This window comes from Ligilactobacillus murinus DSM 20452 = NBRC 14221 (genome assembly GCF_001591685.1).
GTDB classification, from domain to species: Bacteria; Bacillota; Bacilli; order Lactobacillales; family Lactobacillaceae; genus Ligilactobacillus; species Ligilactobacillus murinus.
Window position 1 is genome coordinate 1 of the sequence record NZ_BCVJ01000035.1, and the last position, 20,622, is coordinate 20,622.

The 20,622-nt window shown below is 42.1% G+C and carries 18 protein-coding genes, 1 pseudogene and 1 riboswitch; of the genes and pseudogenes, 9 read left to right on the forward strand and 10 right to left on the reverse strand.

Annotated features, from left to right (window positions below; all coding sequences use genetic code 11):
• Window positions 1-53: 53 nt before the first annotated feature.
• Window positions 54-1,049 (reverse strand): UDP-glucose 4-epimerase GalE, encoded by a 996-nt coding sequence (gene galE, locus LMU01S_RS07120; protein ID WP_004050456.1) that lies wholly within the window; start codon window positions 1,047-1,049, stop codon window positions 54-56.
• 164 nt (window positions 1,050-1,213) lie between these two features.
• Here galE and LMU01S_RS07125 point away from each other — a divergent pair, with 164 nt between their 5' ends.
• The 9 genes from LMU01S_RS07125 to LMU01S_RS10715 all read left to right on the forward strand — a co-directional run bounded on the left by LMU01S_RS07125 (window position 1,214) and on the right by LMU01S_RS10715 (window position 10,174).
• Complete coding sequence (locus tag LMU01S_RS07125) at window positions 1,214-1,951, forward strand: GntR family transcriptional regulator (protein WP_004050459.1); 738 nt, start codon at window positions 1,214-1,216, stop codon at window positions 1,949-1,951.
• Window positions 1,952-1,994: 43 nt separating this feature from the next.
• Window positions 1,995-2,083, forward strand: a riboswitch (TPP riboswitch).
• 51 nt (window positions 2,084-2,134) lie between these two features.
• Window positions 2,135-2,701 (forward strand): ECF transporter S component, encoded by a 567-nt coding sequence (locus LMU01S_RS07130; RefSeq protein WP_056960306.1) that lies wholly within the window; start codon window positions 2,135-2,137, stop codon window positions 2,699-2,701.
• Window positions 2,701-4,101: an ATP-binding cassette domain-containing protein gene (locus LMU01S_RS07135; protein WP_056960304.1), complete on the forward strand. Its 1,401-nt coding sequence runs from the start codon at window positions 2,701-2,703 to the stop codon at window positions 4,099-4,101. The genes LMU01S_RS07130 and LMU01S_RS07135 overlap by 1 nt, the downstream gene beginning before the upstream one ends.
• Entirely contained in the window at window positions 4,098-4,763 is a 666-nt protein-coding gene (locus LMU01S_RS07140) for an energy-coupling factor transporter transmembrane component T family protein (protein ID WP_056960302.1), read from the forward strand. Before LMU01S_RS07135 ends, LMU01S_RS07140 begins: the two co-directional genes overlap by 4 nt.
• 204 nt (window positions 4,764-4,967) lie before the next feature.
• Window positions 4,968-6,194: an acetate/propionate family kinase gene (locus tag LMU01S_RS07145; protein WP_056960300.1), complete on the forward strand. Its 1,227-nt coding sequence runs from the start codon at window positions 4,968-4,970 to the stop codon at window positions 6,192-6,194.
• Between the two features lie 114 nt (window positions 6,195-6,308).
• A complete protein-coding gene (locus LMU01S_RS07150; RefSeq protein ID WP_056960299.1) occupies window positions 6,309-8,681 on the forward strand; it encodes a phosphoketolase family protein in 2,373 nt (790 codons plus the stop codon).
• 99 nt (window positions 8,682-8,780) lie between these two features.
• The gene (locus LMU01S_RS07155; RefSeq protein WP_056960296.1) at window positions 8,781-9,365 is read left to right on the forward strand and encodes a histidine phosphatase family protein; all 585 of its coding nucleotides are present in this window, start codon (window positions 8,781-8,783) and stop codon (window positions 9,363-9,365) included.
• A 10-nt stretch (window positions 9,366-9,375) separates the two neighbouring features.
• Window positions 9,376-9,531: a hypothetical protein gene (locus tag LMU01S_RS10710; RefSeq protein ID WP_225354615.1), complete on the forward strand. Its 156-nt coding sequence runs from the start codon at window positions 9,376-9,378 to the stop codon at window positions 9,529-9,531.
• A gap of 130 nt (window positions 9,532-9,661) precedes the next feature.
• Entirely contained in the window at window positions 9,662-10,174 is a 513-nt protein-coding gene (locus LMU01S_RS10715; RefSeq protein ID WP_237756804.1) for a UbiA family prenyltransferase, read from the forward strand.
• 208 nt (window positions 10,175-10,382) lie between these two features.
• Here the strand turns inward: LMU01S_RS10715 and LMU01S_RS07165 are convergent, their stop codons facing one another.
• The 9 genes and pseudogenes from LMU01S_RS07165 to LMU01S_RS07210 all read right to left on the reverse strand — a co-directional run.
• Complete coding sequence (locus tag LMU01S_RS07165) at window positions 10,383-12,293, reverse strand: copper-translocating P-type ATPase (RefSeq protein WP_056960294.1); 1,911 nt, start codon at window positions 12,291-12,293, stop codon at window positions 10,383-10,385.
• Window positions 12,290-12,664 carry a cupredoxin domain-containing protein gene (locus LMU01S_RS07170; protein ID WP_056960292.1) on the reverse strand — a complete coding sequence of 125 codons (375 nt, stop codon included), beginning with the start codon at window positions 12,662-12,664 and terminating at the stop codon, window positions 12,290-12,292. The genes LMU01S_RS07165 and LMU01S_RS07170 overlap by 4 nt, the downstream gene beginning before the upstream one ends.
• A gap of 108 nt (window positions 12,665-12,772) precedes the next feature.
• Window positions 12,773-13,513, reverse strand: coding sequence for an ABC transporter permease (locus tag LMU01S_RS07175; RefSeq protein ID WP_056960291.1), 741 nt, complete (start codon window positions 13,511-13,513; stop codon window positions 12,773-12,775).
• The gene (locus LMU01S_RS07180) at window positions 13,507-14,229 is read right to left on the reverse strand and encodes an ABC transporter ATP-binding protein (RefSeq protein WP_056960289.1); all 723 of its coding nucleotides are present in this window, start codon (window positions 14,227-14,229) and stop codon (window positions 13,507-13,509) included. The genes LMU01S_RS07175 and LMU01S_RS07180 overlap by 7 nt, the downstream gene beginning before the upstream one ends.
• The gene (locus LMU01S_RS07185) at window positions 14,229-15,203 is read right to left on the reverse strand and encodes an ABC transporter substrate-binding protein (protein WP_225354617.1); all 975 of its coding nucleotides are present in this window, start codon (window positions 15,201-15,203) and stop codon (window positions 14,229-14,231) included. Before LMU01S_RS07185 ends, LMU01S_RS07180 begins: the two co-directional genes overlap by 1 nt.
• 355 nt (window positions 15,204-15,558) lie before the next feature.
• Window positions 15,559-17,166 carry a putative polysaccharide biosynthesis protein gene (locus LMU01S_RS07190; RefSeq protein ID WP_056960288.1) on the reverse strand — a complete coding sequence of 536 codons (1,608 nt, stop codon included), beginning with the start codon at window positions 17,164-17,166 and terminating at the stop codon, window positions 15,559-15,561.
• A gap of 259 nt (window positions 17,167-17,425) precedes the next feature.
• A complete protein-coding gene (locus LMU01S_RS07195) occupies window positions 17,426-18,136 on the reverse strand; it encodes a glucosamine-6-phosphate deaminase (protein WP_056960286.1) in 711 nt (236 codons plus the stop codon).
• Window positions 18,137-18,302: 166 nt separating this feature from the next.
• A pseudogene (locus tag LMU01S_RS10310) lies at window positions 18,303-19,870 on the reverse strand (IS3 family transposase).
• A 217-nt stretch (window positions 19,871-20,087) separates the two neighbouring features.
• A partial coding sequence (locus tag LMU01S_RS07210; protein WP_263850214.1) for an alpha/beta hydrolase occupies window positions 20,088-20,622 on the reverse strand: 535 nt, incomplete at its 5' end.

Below are 20,622 nucleotides of genomic sequence, written 5' to 3' on the forward strand. Positions count from 1 at the left end.
ATAATGTCGGGGACTCTTATTTATACGTCTCTTAACGCTCTGAATTGCACTTCTTATTTGTCATCATAACCGTTTGGATGACTTGAATGCCATGCCCAAGCAGTTTCGATGATGCGTTCGATGTTGTCGAACTGTGGCTTCCAGCCTAAGATCTCACGGGCTTTGTCGGAACTTGCGATCAAGGAATCCGGATCACCGCCACGTCTTGGGGCGATCTCAGCTGGGATCTCTTTACCCGTTACCTTGCGAGCTGCTTCAACGATCTCAAGGTTGGAGAAACCTGTCGAAGAACCTAAGTTGAATGCGTTAGACTCGTTACCCTTACGTAAGTAATCTACCGCTAAAATGTGAGCATCCGCTAAGTCAAATGGGTGCACATAATCACGCACGTTCGTTCCATCTGGTGTGTTGTAATCATCACCAAAGATCTGTAATTTATCACGCTTGCCTTGAGCTACTTGTAAAACGATCGGGATCAAATGTGTTTCTGGACCATGATCTTCACCTATCGAACCATCTGGCTTAGCCCCTGCCACGTTGAAATAGCGCAATGCGACAAATTTTGTCCCGTATGCTTCATCTGCCCAACGCATGATCTTTTCCATCATCAACTTACTTTCACCATAAGGGTTGATCGGATCTTGGGGATCACTTTCCATGATCGGCATCTTTTCAGGAATACCATAAGTTGCTGCCGTTGATGAGAAGACGATATTTTTGATATCAAATTCATTCATAACTTCTAACAACTTGATCATCCCAGCCGTGTTGTTATCAAAATACTTCAATGGTTTTTTCATCGATTCTGCGACCAATGAGTAAGCAGCAAAGTGGATCACTGCATCGATCTCAGGATTTTCTGTAAATACCTTACGCATGAAATCTTGATCTGCAAGATCGCCTTGATAAAACTTCGCCTTATCATTGACTGCAGCTCTATGACCTGTCACTAAGCTGTCAACTACTACAACATCTTGGCCTTGGTCTACTAAGCGGTCAACTGTGTGTGAACCGATATAGCCAGCGCCACCTAAAACTAAAACTGACATTTTATTTCCTCCCAGCAGATGAGTTTCAATTCTCTCAAAGATATTCTACCATTTATTTGTCAAAATAGTTAGTAAAATTTTAGTAAAACTCATATTATTTTTTTATTTCTTGTTGTTTTACTCTTCTTGTGGTTAACTAGAATTTAATAAGAACTAGTGAAAGGGTGAGAACTACGGCCGAACTTATTTATAAACAGATCATCTCTGATCTCAAACAAAAGATCTTTGATCATGAATTCCCCGATATGAAACTACCCGATGAACGTACGCTTGCCAGTCAATATGATGTTAGTCGTAGCTCGATCAAGCGCGCTTTGAATCGCATGGCAAATGACGGGATCATCTTCAAAAAAAGAGGCTCAGGAACTTTTATCAATCCTCTATATCTCAAAAATGAATCGGTCTTCAACTACGAAGAAGGTTCTAACTTAGGGGTCACTGATAACTTCCAAATGGACGGGAAAAAACCTAAGATCAAAGTCCTAAGTTTTGACGTTGAACGTCCCAGTGAAGAATTACAACGCGATCTCTTCTTAGAGCCAGAAGATTTTGTCTACAAGATCGTGCGCTTACGTCTTTTCGATGACCAACCATTTATGATCGAAACAGGCTATATTCCGATCAAGATCGTGCCTAAATTAAATCAACAAACGATCAAGGGATCGATCTTTAACTATATGCAAGATAAGCATAATCAATCTGTCACCAAATCGTTTCTCTCAGTCTTCGCGGAGCCATCAACGCCTAACGATCGTGAACTATTAGGCTTAACTGAGCACGAACCAACTGGGATCATGGAAGGCGTCTTTTTCTTAGATAACGGAACACCGTTTGAATATTCACACATGCGTTTCCACTACAAATATTTGAAATTCAATACTTTTGTCAGTGTTGCGCAATAAGCATAATATTTTACAGCTCACATAAACATTGCTATACTGTGAGCGATATAAGCTGGGGTGCCGTTTGGCTGAGAGATACCCATATCACCTGATCTGGTTAATACCAGCGGAGGGAGCTTAGCATTTTTTGTGCGCCCAAACCACCACACCCCTGCTTATATAATCTAAGCAGGGGGTTTTTGTATGCAAACATACGATCCAAATTCAACAAAACAACATTGGCAAGTCAAAGACATTATCTTTCTTGCCCTCTTAGCTGCCTTTTTTGGTTTGATCTATCAAGGTGCGAGCTATTTATACTATGCTTTAGCGGCGACTTTTCTCAAACCTTACGCTAATGATCTGATGCTTGGGATCTGGCTGATGGCAGGACCACTAGCGGCGATCTTATTGAAACGTCGGGGTGCAGCTTTCCTAGGCGAATTTCTCGCTGCGACCGCAGAAATGCTACTTTTTTCCAGCTGGGGCGCCGCTAACTTGATCACCGGGGCTTTGCAAGGAAGCGCTAGTGAGTTAGGCTTTTTGACTTGTGGCTATAAAAATTTTGGCAAAAAAGCACTGACCCTATCTGTGATCTTTTCAGCCGGTGTGACCTTTATTTGGGACTATTTCCAAAGTGGGTATCAGGCCTATCCGCTTTCAATGTTATTGACTTTATTTGGTATTCGGCTACTCTCTTTAGCCTTTTTTGATGGCGTACTTATCTACCAGATCGCAAAGCTCGTCTCGAAAGCTAAGGTGCGTGTCTGATGGTCAAATTAGAACTTAGAGAGCTGACATTTAGCCATGCTCCAGATCGACCACCGCTCTTTAAAAAGCTAGATTTTTGCGTCGAACCTCAAACTTGCAGCTTATTAGCAACTCCTCTGGGCAGTGGTAAATCGACCTTTTTTAAATTGCTTTGTGGACTATATCCTCAATTTGGCGGACAGATCACTAATGGTGGCGTCTTTTTAGAAGGTCAGCCCCTCGAACAGATCGTGCCCTTTGAGCGAGCTAAACGTATCGGTATGCTATTTCAAGATCCTGACAAACGCTTTTGCATGGCGACTTTAGACCAACAATTGACCTTTGTCCTTGAAAATTTACAACTACCAGCTGATCAGATCACCGCCAAAAAACAACATATCTTGCAAGAATTAGAACTAACTTCGCTCAAAGATCGTCAACTCTCTACGCTGTCAGGTGGGCAAAAACAACAAGCGGCCCTCGCCTGTGTACTGGCAACTGAAAGTGAGATCATCTTACTCGATGAACCCTTTGCTAACGTTGATCCGACCAGTAAAAATAAACTGCTAAAGCTATTATTGAAATTAAAAAAACAAGGCAAGACTTTTATCATCGCTGATCATGATCCTAGTGGCTACCAAGACTTACTTGATTTTGCCTATCGCTTCAATGCTGATCACAGTCGACTCATCAAGTTTAACTTGAGTAGATCGACGTTGGCCAGCCCTGTACCTTTACGTTGGCAACCATTAAAACCCGGGAAATTGACTTGGAAACAGCTCAGTTTAACTCGAAGCAACAAGCTATTGCTAAAACCGCATGATCTTACACTTCCAAAAGGACAACTCGGGCTGTTAAGCGGAGCAAATGGGGTAGGTAAATCGAGTTTATTTCAAGCGCTTTGTACCCTTATCCCCTATCAAGGAAATTTGAGTTATGCTGGGCAACGTCCACCCCGTTTTTTCAAACAGCGTTGGGCAAAAAAAGTCGGGCTTATGCTTCAAGAAGCGACTGCGCAATTTAGTTGTGCGACCGTTCAAGAAGAACTCGCCCTTGTCAGTCAAAACACTTTAGCTCCCCACTATTGGACTAAAGAGCGATTCTTTTATGCAAAACAGGCCCTTGGATTAACTGAACTTGCGCACCACTCTGTTTACCAACTCTCCGGTGGCCAACAACAAAAACTCCAATTTTTAAGTGTTTTAGCGATGGGGCAACCGGTCTTGCTTTTAGATGAGCCCTTCGCCAATCTCGATCAAGCTAGTATCCAAACTTGCTTGACTTTGCTCAAAGACAGTTGTCGCGCTGAGCAGACCACTGTCTTATTGACCTCACATCAACGCGTAGGGATCACTGAACATTTGGACTATGAACTTATTTTGGAAGAACAGACGTTAAAGCTAGGGGGATACCAAACTTGACAAAATTCCGCTTAAATCCTACGATCCAAGTCATCCTCATGCTCGGGCTAGGGATATTGCTCGCTTTTAGCCATGTTTTATGGCTAAATATCACTCTTTGTGCTCTGTGTTTGCTCTATCTTGCTAGTCAACGAGTAGCTTTTAAAAAGCTTGGGCTTATCTTATTGATCAGCTTGCCCCTCGCATGTGGAACTTGGTGGTCTTTTATCGCCTTTAGTCAAACAAACGCTTGGGCCAATGCAGCTCTATACACCAGTCGCCTCTTTTGCTATTTATTGTTAGGCTGTTGTCTACTTTTGACTGCGAGTTTAGAGGAGATCTTATTTAGCTTAGTCTTACATCTCAAGCTCTCCCAGACCTTTGTTTATGGCTTTTTAGCCGCTGCTAACATGGTCAATGCTTTACAAAAGCAACTCCGCTCGATGCGTTATGCTGCTTTGAACAAACAACAGCCTTATCATTTTTATACCCCCGCACTCTACCTAAAATTGATCGTAACTTCCATCCAATGGTCCGATGCGCTAGCGCAAGCAATGCGGGTCCAAGGCTTTTTAGAGGGCTATCCGCGAACTTTTAGCTTTCAAGATCACCTACCTAAATGGCAATGGGGCTTAGCTGTGATGCTCATCGTTTTATATGGCTTTTTAGCTTTTTTAAATTAAATCCAAGTGAGTTTGTGAGTTAATTACTTTAAATAATGGGAACACTATGATGCAACAGACGCATCAGGGTGTTCCCTTTGTTATTTACTAGACGTTATTTCCACTATGATAGCTCATCACTTCACAAACTAAAGCGTTTACATCGGGTACTAGTTAGCTTATGATAGTAATGGATCTAACTATATGAAAGGGGTTTACCTCATTATGGAAAAAACGTTGATCATCAACTCTGGTAGTTCTAGCTTAAAATTCAAATTATTTGCGATCCCCACCGAAGATGTTTTAGCAAGCGGGCTGATCGATCGGATCTCGATCAAAGGTTCTAGCGTGACCGTCAAGTATAACGGGCAAAAATATCACCAAGAACTGCCGATCCCAGATCATGCTTTTGCCGTCGATCTCTTGTTGAAACTTTTGGTCGAACTCCATTTGATCAAAGACCTAAGCGAGATCACCGCAGTCGGCCATCGTGTTGTAGCTGGGGGCGAATACTTCGATCATTCCGTCGTTATCGACGATGATGTGATCCAAAAGATCGCTGAGCTCAGTGACTTAGCTCGTTTACACAATCCGGCCAATCTTCTAGGTATCAAAGTCTTCAAAAAACTTTTGCCAAATGCTTTAGCTGTCGCTTCCTTTGACACCGCCTATCATCATTCGATCCCAGAAAAAAATTATCTCTACAGTGTACCCTTTGAATGGTACGAAAAATATGGCGTTCGGCGCTATGGAGCTCACGGGATCAGTCACCGCTATGTCGCGCGCCAAGCAGCTTCACTGATGCACAAACCGCTCAAAGAACTCAAGTTGATCACTTGTCATTTGGGAGCTGGTTCTTCTTTATGTGCGGTCAAAGATGGCAAGTCCTTTGATACGACGATGGGGTTCACACCGCTGACTGGAGTTACGATGGCTACGCGTTCAGGTGACGTTGATGTCGAATTAGTCACCTACATGATGAAAAAACTAAATATCACTGATCCAGAAGAAATGATCTCGATCTTGACTAGACACTCTGGACTTTTAGGGATCTCGGGCGTCTCATCTGATATGCGCGACGTCATCGCTGCCAAAGATGCCGGCAACAAACGCGCTCAGATCGCAGTTACGCTCTTTGTCAAAAATATCGTACGCTATATTGGGCAATACTACGCCGAAATGAAAGGCTTAGATGGGATCGTCTTTACCGCTGGGATCGGGGAAAATTCTGATGTGATCAGAAAGTTAGTCTGTGACGAACTCGAATTCATGGGCGTCAACCTAGATGACACGCTCAATTCTAAGGGTGAAGAAGGCTTTATCACTAAACCTGATTCTAAGATCGCTGCTTTGTTGGTTCCGACTGATGAAGAATTGATGATCTCACGTGATATCGAAGTGATCAAGCTCCAAGAGCAAAAAGAAATTCCAAGCAAAAAACCTTTATTATAGGCATTCATTCCGCGCTTTATATATTTGGTACGTCCCAATATTCAAAATGGTTGACATCTCTAAGGAAAGCGTTATTATAGAAGTGTAGAAAAAATTAACAAAGGAGATCTCGCCATGACTGTAGATTACTCATCTAAAGAATATTTAAACAAACTTGATGCTTACTGGCGTGCCGCTAACTATGTTTCTGTGGGACAACTTTACTTAAAAGACAACCCATTATTACGTCGCCCACTTGAAGCATCTGACGTGAAAGTCAAACCGATCGGCCACTGGGGTACGATCGCGGGACAAAACTTTATCTATGCTCACTTGAACCGTGTTATCAACAAATATGATCTTGATATGTTCTATATCGAAGGTCCAGGTCACGGTGGTCAAGTTATGGTTTCTAACTCATATCTTGATGGTAGTTATACTGAACTTTTCCCTGAGATCACACAAGATGTTGAAGGTATGAAGAAACTCTTCAAGCGCTTCTCATTCCCAGGTGGGGTCGCTTCCCACGCTGCTCCTGAAACACCAGGCTCGATCCATGAAGGTGGCGAATTGGGTTACTCGATCTCCCACGCAACTGGGGCTGTCTTAGATAATCCTGATCTGATCGTTGCTGCTGTTGTTGGTGACGGTGAAGCTGAAACTGGTCCGTTAGCTGCTTCTTGGATGTCAAACAAGTTCATCAACCCTATAAATGACGGGGCTGTGTTACCGATCTTAAACTTAAATGGCTTTAAGATCTCCAACCCAACGATCTTGTCACGTGAATCAGATGAAAACTTACGCAAATATTTCGAAGGGCTTGGCTGGGATCCGATCTTTGTTGAAGGGACTGACCCTGAAAAGATGCACCCAGAAATGGCTGCTGGCTTAGATAAAGCTATCGAAAAGATCAAATCGATCCAAGAAAATGCACGCAAGAACAATGACAATTCATTACCTGTATGGCCAATGATCGTCTTCCGTGCCCCTAAAGGTTGGACTGGTCCAAAAGAATGGGATGGTAAGCCGATCGAAGACTCCTTTAGAGCTCATCAAATTCCGATCCCAGTTGACCAAAATGATATGCAACATGCTGATGCTTTGGTCGAATGGTTAGAAAGCTATCGCCCAGAAGAATTATTTGATGAAAAAGGTGCTTTAGTCCCTGAAGTGGCTGAATTAACACCTAAGGGCAATAAACGAATGGCGATGAACCCACACACAAATCCTGGTTCATTGATCCGTGATCTAGCTTTACCTGATTTCCGCAACTATGCTGTGGATACAACAACTCCAGGTAAGAATAAAGAACAAGATATGACGGTTTTAGGTCGTTATCTTGAAGATGTCGTTAAATTAAACGATACTAACAAGAACTTCCGCATCTTCGGACCTGACGAAACGATGTCTAACCGTTTAGCCCCGATCTTCAAAGAAACAAGCCGGCAATGGATGTTAGATATCAAAGAACCTAACGATGAATTCATGGCACCACAAGGCCGGATCATCGACTCACAATTATCTGAACACCAAGACGAAGGCTTCTTAGAAGGTTACGTCTTGACTGGGCGCCACGGTTTCTTCGCCTCATACGAAGCTTTCTTACGTGTCGTTGACTCCATGTTGACCCAACACTTCAAGTGGTTGCGCAAAGCTAAAGAAATTCCTTGGCGAACAGAAGTGCCTTCCTTAAACGTAGTGGCTACTTCAACGGTATTCCAACAAGACCACAATGGTTACACTCACCAAGATCCAGGTCTTTTAGGTCACTTAGCTGACAAGAAACCTGAATTTATCCGTGAATACTTGCCAGCTGATGCAAACTCCTTGTTGGCCGTCTTTGACAAAGTCCTAAACGACCGTGACAAGATCAACTTGATCGTTTCATCTAAGCACCCACGTGAACAATTCTACTCAGCTGCTGAAGCTAAAGAATTAGTTGACAAGGGGCTTAAGATCATCGATTGGGCTTCGACCGATCAAAACGCTGAGCCTGATGTTGTCTTTGCAGCAGCAGGGACAGAACCTAACTTGGAGACCTTGGCTGCGATCTCGATCTTGCATGAAAAATTACCTGACCTCAAGATCCGCTTCATCAATGTTGTTGACTTGTTGAAACTCAGAAGTCCTAAAGTTGACCCACGTGGTTTGAGCGATGATGAATTTGATATGTACTTCACTAAAGACAAGCCAGTTGTCTTTGCCTTCCACGGCTTTGAAGGTTTGATCCGTGACATCTTCTTTGATCGCCACAACCACAATCTAAAGATCCACGGTTACCGTGAAAATGGTGACATCACAACACCATTTGACATGCGTGTCCTAAACCAAATGGATCGTTTTGACTTAGTGAAATCAGCTGTCTTGAGCTTGCCTGAGCCAGACAAATACGGCGAATTAGTTGCTGAAATGGACAGCATCATTGCAAAACATCACCAATACATTCGTGATGAAGGTACTGACCTACCTGAAGTCGAAGCTTGGGAATGGAAACCATTGAACAAGTAATTTTGATACTAAACGAAAAAGTCCTGTTTTTCAGGGCTTTTTTGTTTACTTTCAAATCAAGCTTGCACTAGAATTTAAGCAGAAATGGGGGAATTTATCATGACAACTATCTATTGTGTACGTCACGGGCAAAGCGAGGCTAATTTAGCGCAGATCATGCAAGGTAGCAAGATCGACACACCACTGACCAAACTCGGAAAAAAACAGGCTTTAGCTGCTAAAGCCAAGCTAGCTACCGTAAGTTTTGATGCAGTCTATGCCAGCCCGCTCAAACGTGCCGTCCAAACCGCTAAACTCATCAGCTCAGCTACCCCAACTTTAGATGACCGGTTAGTCGAGTTTGACTACGGGACTTGGGATGGTCAACTTTTGGCCGACCTTTATACCCAATATCCAACGTATTTTGATGAGCATCACAACTTATTACCTAACTCATGGGAAGTTTCCGGGGGACCGACCTATGCGCAAGTTACTGCCAAACTTGAAAGTTTTTTAGCTGAAGTCACTAAAAAGCATCCCGACCAGACACTTTTAGTCGTCAGCCACGGTTTTACACTCAAATTACTGGCAGCATTACTTTTAGATATCAGAAATTTGCAAAACCTAAGCGAACCAGCTAATGCCTCGCTCACTAAATTACTGGTGACCCCCACTACTAAGACCCTGGTCTATTATGGAAAGTAGGTGCTAAGTTATGCAACGCTTTAAAGCTCTAGTTCAAGCCCAAACCACCTTACTGACCGTCTTGCCCTTGCTCTTGGGCACGATCATGGCAGCTTATTATTATCACCACGTAAATCTCGGTGAGACTTTCTTGTTGATGCTTTCATTTAGCGGTCAATGGGCATAACCAATTAAGTGACTATCGCCGTTACCAAAACTCGACCACGGTACAAGATAGCACTAATAACATTATCAAACGCTTGGCGATCTCGATTCCATGGGCCTATAGCGTATTGGGCATCTTGCTACTTATCTTTTTGATCAGCGGACTATATCTCGTCTACTTAAGTGGATGGCCACTATTATTTCTAGGAGGAGTGAGCTTTTTAGTCGGCTATTGTTATTCTGGTGGCCCCTATCCACTACTCAAAACCCCTTTAGGCGAGCTTTTATCAGGTTTAGCAATGGTGTTAAATATTGTCTTGCTCGGAGTTTATATCAATATCTATAATGCCCCGACCTACGATAATTGGTTTTGGCTAACAGGAAGCATCGTCTCCTTGCCGGCTGTCTTTACGATCGCTAACATCATGCTGGCCAATAATATCTGCGACAAAGATGAAGATGTTGTGATCGGACGTAAAACACTTGCCTATTATCTAGGCACCAAGCACAGTTTGACTTTATTGCAAATTAATTATGTTTTTAGCTATCTGGGACTGATCCTAGGCGCGATCCTCGGGTATCTACCCTGGCTTATTTTGTTGTCCCTCTTCACGGTCAAAAGTGACTTATCAGCTAGTCCAAGGCTTTGTCAAAGCACCCAATAAAGTCACAACTTTTCCGCGTAATGTTTTGATGTTTCATAAGATCGTCGGTCTCGAAGTTATCTTAGGCTTACTTGGTTTGTTGCTGTGATGAAAGGATAGTTAAAATGCTGCTCTAAGTTACCGTGTTTAATAAAGTAAATAGGCAAGTAGCGCCTTAGCCCAGCCGCTACTTGCCTATTTACAGTGCTGACTGCATTAGCCCACACTTTTATATCTTAACTTTATTCAACAACAATGAACTACCGACAACTGAGATCGAGCTAAAGGCCATTGCTAGTCCGGCTAATTCTGGGCTAAGCGTCAAGCCCCAAGCCATAAAGACACCAGCTGCGATCGGGATCCCGACCACATTATAGATCAATGCCCAAAACAAATTCAATTTGATCCGTTGGAAGGTCTTTTGACTTAGCTTCAAAGCTTTAACGACACCCATGAGATCATTTTGGACTAAAACGATCCCGCCAGCTTCGATCGCAATATCAGAACCAGCTCCCATTGCGATCCCGACATCTGCAGTCGTCAAAGCAGGCGCATCATTGATCCCATCCCCAACAAAGGCAGTTTTGCCTTGTTTTTGTTCTTGTTCGATGTAATTTGCTTTTTCTTGCGGTAAGACCCCAGCAATAACTTCATCGATCCCAACTTCTTTAGCGATCGCTTGAGCTGCTCGTTCATTATCACCTGTCAACATCACGGTCTTTAAGCCCTGAGCTTGCAATAATGCCAAAGCCTGCTTAGAAGTCGGCTTGGGGGCATCTTGAATAGCGATCATACCAATAACTTTATCCGCTAAGCCAACTAGGGAAACGGTTTTGCCTTGAGCTTGTAATTTATGGAGCGTTTGTTGTTGCTCGCTGGTCAATTTAGCATTACCCAAGAGACGTTCATTTCCGATAAAGGCTATCTGATCTTCAACTTTGGCAGTTACCCCCATCCCTTTTTGGGCTTTAAAGTCAGTCACTGGACTTAATGGTAACTGTTCTTGTTCTGCTTGTTTTAAGATCGCTTGGGCTAATGGGTGTTCTGAAGTAGCTTCTAAACTAGCTGCCACCGTCAAAACTTCTCGGCTGTTTGCACCGACCACATCCGTTACGACCGGTTTTCCTTCAGTGATCGTCCCCGTTTTATCTAAGACGATCGTTTTTAATTGATCAACTAACTCTAAAACTTCACCATTTTTGATCAAAACGCCCATTTTAGCGCTCCGACCTGTTCCGACCATCAAAGCTGTTGGCGTCGCTAATCCCAGCGCACACGGACAAGCGATCACGATCACAGCGATCGCGTAGAGCAGAGCTGTGATCGCACTTGCACCTAAAAAGACGTACCAAACGACATAAGTTACGATCGCTAATATCATTACTAACGGGACAAAATAATTTGAGATCTTGTCCGTTAATTTTTGGATCGGTGCATGACTGGTCTGAGCTTTTTTGACCAATTCAACGATCTGAGCTAGTAAAGTTTCTGCACCAACTTTTTTAGCTTCAAATACCAAAGTTCCATCGGTATTTAACGTTGATCCGATAACTGGTTCGCCCTTTGTTTTTTCAACTGGCATACTTTCTCCAGTCACCATCGATTCATCAACTAAAGAATCGCCCTTAACGACGATGCCATCAACTGCGATCTTTTCTCCTGGCTTGACTAAGATCAGATCACCAACTTTAACTTGATCTAACGGTATTTTGACCGGTTTACCAGCTTGCAATATCGTTGCTTCTTTAGCTTGCAGATCGAGGAGCTTTTCGACAGCACTCGAAGCATTGTTGCGCATTCTTTCTTCAAAAACTTGCCCTAATAAGACAAAGACCGTGATGAAAGCGGCACTTTCAAAGTACACTGGACGCCCCGTTGCCATCGCAAAAATACTATAAAAATATGCAACTGCCGTCCCTAAAGCCACCAAGGTGTCCATATTGGCATTATGATGCTTAAAAGCTGCATAGGCACTGCGCCAAAATGGATAAGCAGCCAAAGCCATGATCAGCGTCGTTGTGAGCAGTGCGATCCAATTGTATCCGGGCAGCATTACACCAAAGGGCATCAAGATCATATCTACCAACATCGGTAGCGATAAGACTAAGGCAAGCCAAAAACGTTTTTGATATGACATCATTTAACGACCACCTTCCCATGAAACATGTTCATTCCACAAGCATAATTGAATTCACCCGCCTTGTGCGTATCGATCTTGATCACATGGTCTTGATCTTTTGGCAAAGTCTCATTGATCCCAAAGTCTTCAAAGACGACCTTTTCCAAACATGCCGATGGATCTTTGCGTTCAAAAATGATCTCAGCTGGGACATCCTTTTTTAAAACGACCGTGTTTGGCGTATACCCCCCATCAACTACAACTTTTACTTTTTGCAAATTTTTGTCTTTCATCGTTGCACTTACCTCTTTTTGCTCATGTTTGCCAAAGAACCACCAACTGATAAATCCGATCAAAGCTACTGCTACAACTAGTGTCAATGCTTGTGCCATTTATTTCTCCCTCTTTCGTTTACATTTGTAATCACAACTATATAATACACCTTAGTTTACAAATGTCAACAAAAAAGTTCAGCCTCCTTGCGACTGAACTTTCACCTATTATTTATTTTGCCAGCGTAAGCAGTAACGCTCTAAACCGCTGATCGTTAAAAACAACAAAAATGAGACCACACTGATCACAATGATCCCGCCAAACATCGCTAAATAATCCAAGCGATTCCACTGATCCATGATATAGTACCCCATACCATACTGTGTCCCATACATCTCCGTGAAAAAGAGCGTGGCAATGGCAGTCCCTAAAGCGATCTTTAGCGCAGAAAAAAAGCCCGCCAAACTCGCTGGTCCCGTAACATTGACAAAGGTCTGCCACCGATTCGCTGCCAGCACATCTAGTACTTGATACATCGTGGGAGAGATCTGTTTGACTGCATCCCGGACCCCGATGATGATCTGAAAGACGATGATCAAAGTGATCGTGATGATCTTTGAGGCATTGCCTAAGCCCGCTAGCAGCATGATCACAGGCAATAAAGCGATCTTTGGGATCGGATACGTAAAATACACTAAGGGTTCAAATAAAGCTCCGAATTTGGGCAACCGGACACTCATGATCCCTAATGGAACACCGATAAGTGTCGCAAACACTAAACTCAGCGCCAGCCGATATAAACTAAAGTAGATATTCCACCATAGATCCATATTCAGCAAGTGTGGAAAATACATATATACAGCCCAAGGTGTCGGTAAAAGTGGCCGATCCACGAGCCAAGCCCCCAGTGCCCACAAAACATGCAAGATGAGCACAGCATACAGTAATTGCAGTCCACGTTTTACCATAATGTTGACACCAACCCTTCTAATTTCGTCAAAGCCGGCGTCAAGATCTCTGGGTGATCGCGTTTAGCAAATGTGATCGCTTGAAGAGGATTTTTAATTAAACGTGGCTGGTCTTTGGTCAAGATCAAGATCTGGTCACTGAGTTGTAAAGCTTCTTTTAGATCATGCGTGACCATTAATGTCGTCACCGGACTTTGTTGCCACTGTGCTAAAAATAACTGTTGGGCTCGGCGCTTGATCACTGTATCTAAAGCTGAAAAAGCTTCATCCAACAATAATAGCTCAGGTGTCAAGGCAAAGGCCCGCGCTAAGGCCACCCGTTGCTTTTGTCCCCCAGAAAGCTGACTGGGATAACGCATTAAAACGTCTGTCAATTCCAAAGTCTCACACAGCTGCTGTATTTTTTTATTATCTAGCTTTTGTCCTTTGGGCTTAGCCCCTAGTTCGATGTTTTGTATGACACGTTTCCAAGGTAACAAGCCATAATCTTGGGGCACTAGTGCGAGTGTTGCTTGTTTAGGCGTGACTGGTCTAGCATTTAAATAGATCTCACCACTATGAGGTAGTAAGCCTGCGATCGCATTTAAAAGCGTTGTTTTTCCACTACCAGATGGACCTAAAATGGCTAAGATCGTCTGTTCAGGGATCGTTAAGCTAAGATCGGTGATGACTTGACGCTTTGCATATCCGATCGTCAAGTGCTCAAGTTCAAACATTACTTAGCCACCGGTAATTGGTAGTGACTAGCATCAATATAATTTTTCAAGATCCCCTCTTCTTTAGCGTAGTTGAGGGCTGCTTGAAGCATCTTAGCTGGGACGCGCCCGGCTTTTTCATAATGAGGCAAAGTGTAGTTTTTAGCAACCGCTTCTGGGAAGCCGAGGTCTTTGGTCAAGATCTCTTGATAATCGCTAGCTTTATGCTTATTTATCTGAGCAACTGCCTTATTATATGCTGTCGTCAATTTTGCCAAAGTAGCCTTGTCATCACCTAATTTCTTATCTACACCAAGGATCGTTGTTTGGTAAGTCTTAGGATCACTTTTAGCGATCTCTTTTAACCCACTTGCTTTAGCCATACTCAAAAATGGATCAGGCAAGATCGTAGCATCGGCTTTTTTTTGTTCGACCAATTGCAAACGGGCTGGAATAGCTGGGACTTCTTTGATCGTTACGTCATTAGCCGAAAGACCATTTTGCTTTAATTGTTGATATAGATAAAATGTTGGGGTCTGACGTGGCAAAGTTGCAACTGATCTGCCTTTAAGATCAGCTACATTTTTCACACTATCATCACTTGTGACGATCCCAAAATAACCGGTCAGACCAGTAGCACTCTTCCAACCTAGGTCACCATTGACATAACTAGCTAAAGCGACCACATCAGTCACAGCAGCATCCAATTGTCCCCCAGAGATCGCTGCATCACGCTCTTTAGGTGATTTAAAGTTAGTTAATTTGACATCCAAGTCTTGATCTTTAAAATAGCCTTCTTTTTGAGCAACATATAATGGCAAAGAATCCGGTGCTGGCATTGTTCCAATATTTAAAGTAACTTTCTTATCAGATTTTGCTGAAGAGGAGCTATTTTTTACGGCATCTTCACTCGGAGCGCACGCACTCAAAGTCAAGACGACCAATAAAAAGGCGCCTAATGCAGTAAGGAATTTAGTGTGTTTCACCAATAACATCTCCATCCATAAATTTTTAGTCACTGAAAGTTTAAGAAAAAAATTATCAACTGTCAACTAAAGTAACTCAGTGCGCAAAAATGCGCTTTGAGCCGTACAGATAGCCTAGGTTCGGCAAGGATGCGCTTTTGGCATCTTTGACCAACCGTAGCTATCTGCTAGGCTCTGCATTTTGGAGCACGACAATATCTCAGTGCGCAAAAATGCGCTCTGAGCCGTACAGATAGCCTAGGTTCGGCAAGGATGCGCTTTTTGCATCATTGACCAGCAGAAATAACGCGGGCTCCAGCGCAATGCAAAAAGGCACCGCACGCTAGAACCCGCGTTATTCATCTTGCGCGACTTAGGCATCCGACTAATGTTTGCCCTTGACGGCTAATTTAACTTTAAAACCAAAGACTTCTTTGAAGATGCCACTCTTGTTCAACAAGGCGATATATAACAGAACAAAGGCTCCACCAAAGACCGCCGCATACAAGAAGGCCGTTAATTTATTTTGTGGCAGATAAACTAAACTGATCAATTTGTTTGTCAGATAAGCCATTAAAGCTACCAATAAATTGATCACAATGATCAACTTCACATTTTTCATCTGACCTCTTACTAGATAATGCTTCTTGATCTGGCCATACACCCCTAAAGAGATCAGTAAAAATGACACTGTCGTCGCACTTAAAGCACCGTACGCCCCAAAAAGATAGGTCAACGGAACTTGTAAGGCTAATTTTAAAATGATCCCTAAAGTCAAATAACGCACAGCTAAGTGATGTTTACCAAGTGATTGAACGATCGTAAAGAAATCCGTAAACAAAGCCAGTGCAATACTTGTAACTAAAGCATACGCTAACAAATTGGCTCCCAAACGACTAAAGGGGAAAAATACCCCGTTTACTTCCCAAGACAAGACCGCTAATAATAGCGAACTTGGCAAAAGCGTCAGTAGCATCAATTCAACATTTTGCGCGATCGTTTTACCGATCTGATGCTTGTCATTTCGCTTGGCTAATGTTGCTAATAACGGCAAGGAAGATTCAGAGATCGCGATCGTTAACGAGATAACGACGGTCGTGATCTTACTTGGGTTAGCTGAAAAATACGTGTATAGATCCTGAGCTTGTAACGCATCCAAGCCAGTCAGCTCGACCATGATATCTTTAAAGGTCAGCTGATCGATAAATTGGTAGATCGTGATCGCTGAACCAACAAAGATAAACGGTAAAGCTTCTTTGAAAATATTTTTAAAGATCGTAAAAACATGCATCTCATGAACCGGAACACTTTCATGGTAAAGTTCGCGGTAATGTCCCATACGCTTTCTCGAATAGGCGATCAAATATATGTAACTTGCTAAAGCCCCGATAAAGGTCGCAAATGTACTGTAATTGACCGCTTTGATGTAACTTCCATGTTGGACGAGCATGATCCAATAAGTTGCTCCCAAAATAAAGAGCACTCGGATCAATTGTTCCCATAATTGAGAAACGCCCATCGGTTGCATATCGGAGTTACCTTGATAAAAGCCCCGGATCATACTCATCGGTGGCAAAATGATCAAGGTCGGCACCATCACCCGGATCGCTGTTGTCGCTACCTCAGTCGAGACGACCGCACTTCTTTGCGCGATCATTGGGGCAAAAATATAGAGTAGTAGCCCACACAACGAACCCGTAAAGAGCATGAACAACATCCCGTATTTAAAAACATGGACACTATCTTTAAAGCGATTTTGTCCATTATACTCAGCAACTTGGCGCGCGATCGCAGTTGGAAAGCCAGCTACTCCGAGCGATAGAAAAAGAGCATACGGTGTATAAGCTGCATTAAAAATAGCCTGGGCAGCATTTTGATCACTAGGTGAACCGATCATCATCAGCCACGGGATAAGATATATGATCCCTAAGATCCGTGAAAGGATACTCCCAAGCATCATCCAAAAAGTTCCGGACAATAGTTTGTTTTTCATTTCGATTCTCGCTTTTCAATTTAAACTCAGTATTTAGCCAAAATGTGGCTACACAATAGACATTATATACCATAATAAAAAAATTTTCTTTTAAATCACCAAAAAAGCCGATCACGACTTTGACATCATGATCAGCTAAGATCGCGGTAAAAATAAACCATATCCTTCAAATAGATCCCCTCAAAATAAAGTGATTGCGGGTAACTCAAAAAAGCTCAGCTTCAGCGCCCAACGACATCTCTATTGGTACCCTGATACTCTAGTCTAAATTTAACAATGAAGCAGCCTCTTCATCTACGATCACCGTTACATTTGGATGCTTTTGCAAAATACTTGCGGGAACATCAGTCGTCACTTCACCTTCGACCATCGCTTTGATCGCTTCGGCTTTGTTTTTGCCAAATGCTTCCAGCAAGATCTTCTTTGATCGCATGATCTCACTGATACCCATTGAATAAGCATATTTAGGCACATCTTCGTAGTTGTCAAAGTAACGTGAATTGGCTTTGATCGTTGAGTCGGTCAAATGGATCTTGGAAGTCGTTGAATCAAAGGAACTTCCCGGTTCATTGAAACCAATATGTCCATTTTCACCGATCCCGAGAAGTTGTAGATCGATCGGATTATCGGCGATCACTTGGCTATAACGCTTAGTCTCGGCTTTTTCATCAAGGTTCGTGCCATCTGGCAAATATGACTTCTTGAATGGCTTTTTGTCAAAAAGATGATGTTGCATGTAATAGTGGTAGCTTTGCTCATCATCAGGGGCTAAGCCGACGTACTCATCCAAGTTGACTGAAACATCATCGCTAAAGTCAAGGTCGCTTGCAACTATTTGTTCATAAGTTGTTTCTGGGGTCCCACCAGTAGCTAAGCCAAAAACTTTGGCACCGCTATCATGTTCTTGTTTAAAAATCTCGGCTGCTTTTTTGCCACCTTCAAATTTGTCTTTAACTACAATAATTTCCATGATCCATTGCTCCTTTTCGTATTGGTATAGTCCAATTATAGTTCTAAGTATGACCAAATGCAAGCAATATGTTTTTGATACTTTTACGCAAGATTTAGCGTAACGCAAAAAAGCCACTCGAATTTGCACTGTGCCCCGTCAAGTAGACAATTAAATAATTAAAATTCTAGGCAGCCTGATTTCGGTATTCTTCCGGAGTTAGGCTGTTTAGTTTTGTTTGATAGCGTTGTGTATTGTAGAACTTGATGTAGTCGTTGATATCTTTGACTAGCTCTTCATATATCTTATATTTTTTCCAGCTGTAACACTCAGCTTTAAAGTGGCTCCAAAAACTTTCCATTGGCGCATTATCAAGACATTTAGCTACGCGTGACATACTTCGACGTACTGCGTATTCCGAAGTTAAACGGACATATTCTTTTGAGGTGTACTGTGCTCCCCGATCGCTGTGTAACAACAGATCATCGTCTCCTTCTAATGTTTTAAATGCTTTCTCCAAAGTACGCATTACCAGTGGATTATCATTATGCTTGCCGATCTCAAAACTTACGATATATCCATCGTATAAATCTTTGACAGCACTTAGGTAAGCTTTTTGACCCGAACCATACTCCAAATAAGTCACATCAGTCACCCATTTCTTATTAGGAGATCTCGCTGTAAAATCTCGGTCTAAGATATTTTCTTCATAGTTTGAATACCCTGACTTAGTACAGCTTTTGCGTTTTCTTCTGATCGATGCCACTAGATCTAGTTTACGCATTAAACGTTTGATACGCTTTAGATTATAATTTTTGTCGTATTTTCGCCCGATCAACATTTTGATGCGTTGTGCTCCGTATATGCCCTTTAAAGCATGAAATTCCTTTTTGATGATCTCACTTAGCCATTCGTTTTCCAAGCATCGATTTGATTTAGGTGCACTTAAGTAACGATAATAGCCAGAACGAGAGACTTTTAACATTTTACACAGTGATCCGACATTTAGTTTAGGGTCATCATCTAGGGCTTCCTTGATAGCTTTAAAACAGATCTGTTTAGGTACTAGATTGATCTCCTCCTTTCGATCTCGTCCAATTTTTTTAAGATGACATTCTCAGTTTCTAAATATTCATTTCGTTCTTTTAGGCGTAAGATCTCGAGTTTAAGGCGTTCAGTTTCGGATAAAGTCTCAAATTCACGATCTTTCACGGTCTTTCCACGATTATCTTGAAGGGCAGCTTCGCCATCTTTTTCAAATTTTCTGACCCAAGAATAGACTTGAGAGTATGAGATTTTATATTTATCGATCGCCTTTTTGTAGTCTTTATCATTAGCTAAAGTATATTGAACGATCTCCAAACGTTCTTTAAAAGTAGTCTTACGGCCACGTTTCATTTTGGTACCTCCAGTGGTTTTAAAGCTTTTACCACTAGTATACAAGTTTACCCATTGTCTTAAAACTTCAGGGCTTGAGATATTATATTTATCACAACATTCGCGTAAAGAATGGCTATTTTCCAAATAGTCTGAGACAGCATTTAGTTTCAGAGAATGAGAATATCTTTTCCACGTTTGAGACTCTTTCAAGCCATCCATACCATTAGCCTGATATTTTCGTATCCAATTCAATAAAGTACTTTTATCGATACCATATTCTTTACTAATAGCTGTTCTAGAACATTGTCCACTAAGATACTTGGTAACAGCATCATATCGCTCTTCAATAGTGTGTTTAGTAGTTCTTTTAGACATAAAAAATCCCCCTAGAATAGAATCACAGAATTTTTATTATTTCTGTGTCTACTCTAAGGGGATCATATCAAATTCGAGTGACCTTTTACGATAAGTCATTTCACTAAAAGTTTATCATAAATTTTCATAGCTTCATTTTCTTTAGTGCAAACACATCAAAGTGAGAACCCTCATTATTTATATGGTGCTGACCGAACTTAGCTTTTATCGGATCCACCTAAAATATCTGCTTTGCATAATGCTCAAACAATGTGACAGTCGCTTCTAACGTGTGGTGTGCTCGTGTTTGCTGGAGTTCTTTTTTGGCAGTACTTTTAGCATATGTGCTATATTTAGCTTCAACTTTAGGTACTAAGACACCCATGAGCTCAGTTCGGGCAAAAAAACGGCTTAATTTATCGTCTTTTTGATAATCGCCCGTAACAAAAGCTTTGCTTGGATAAAATGTTGGAAAGACGACCAATGTATGCTTCAACTTACCTTGCTTGGCTAATTTATCTAACACCTGCTGATAGTGACTGTTTTCATAAAAGCCAGTCGCTGAATCCCCCGAACCATGCAAGAAATACAACACATCGTATTTCTTTTGCTTATCATAATCAGCTGGAACATAAACTAAAGCTTTTTTTGAATAAGTTTTGCCTTGATAGCGGATCTTATAGGCCACTGTCTCTGTCTTAGACCCACTAGCTTGGACTGGTCCACTAAAACTAAGTAAGCCCCAAATACAAATGCTGACAACGATGATCTGT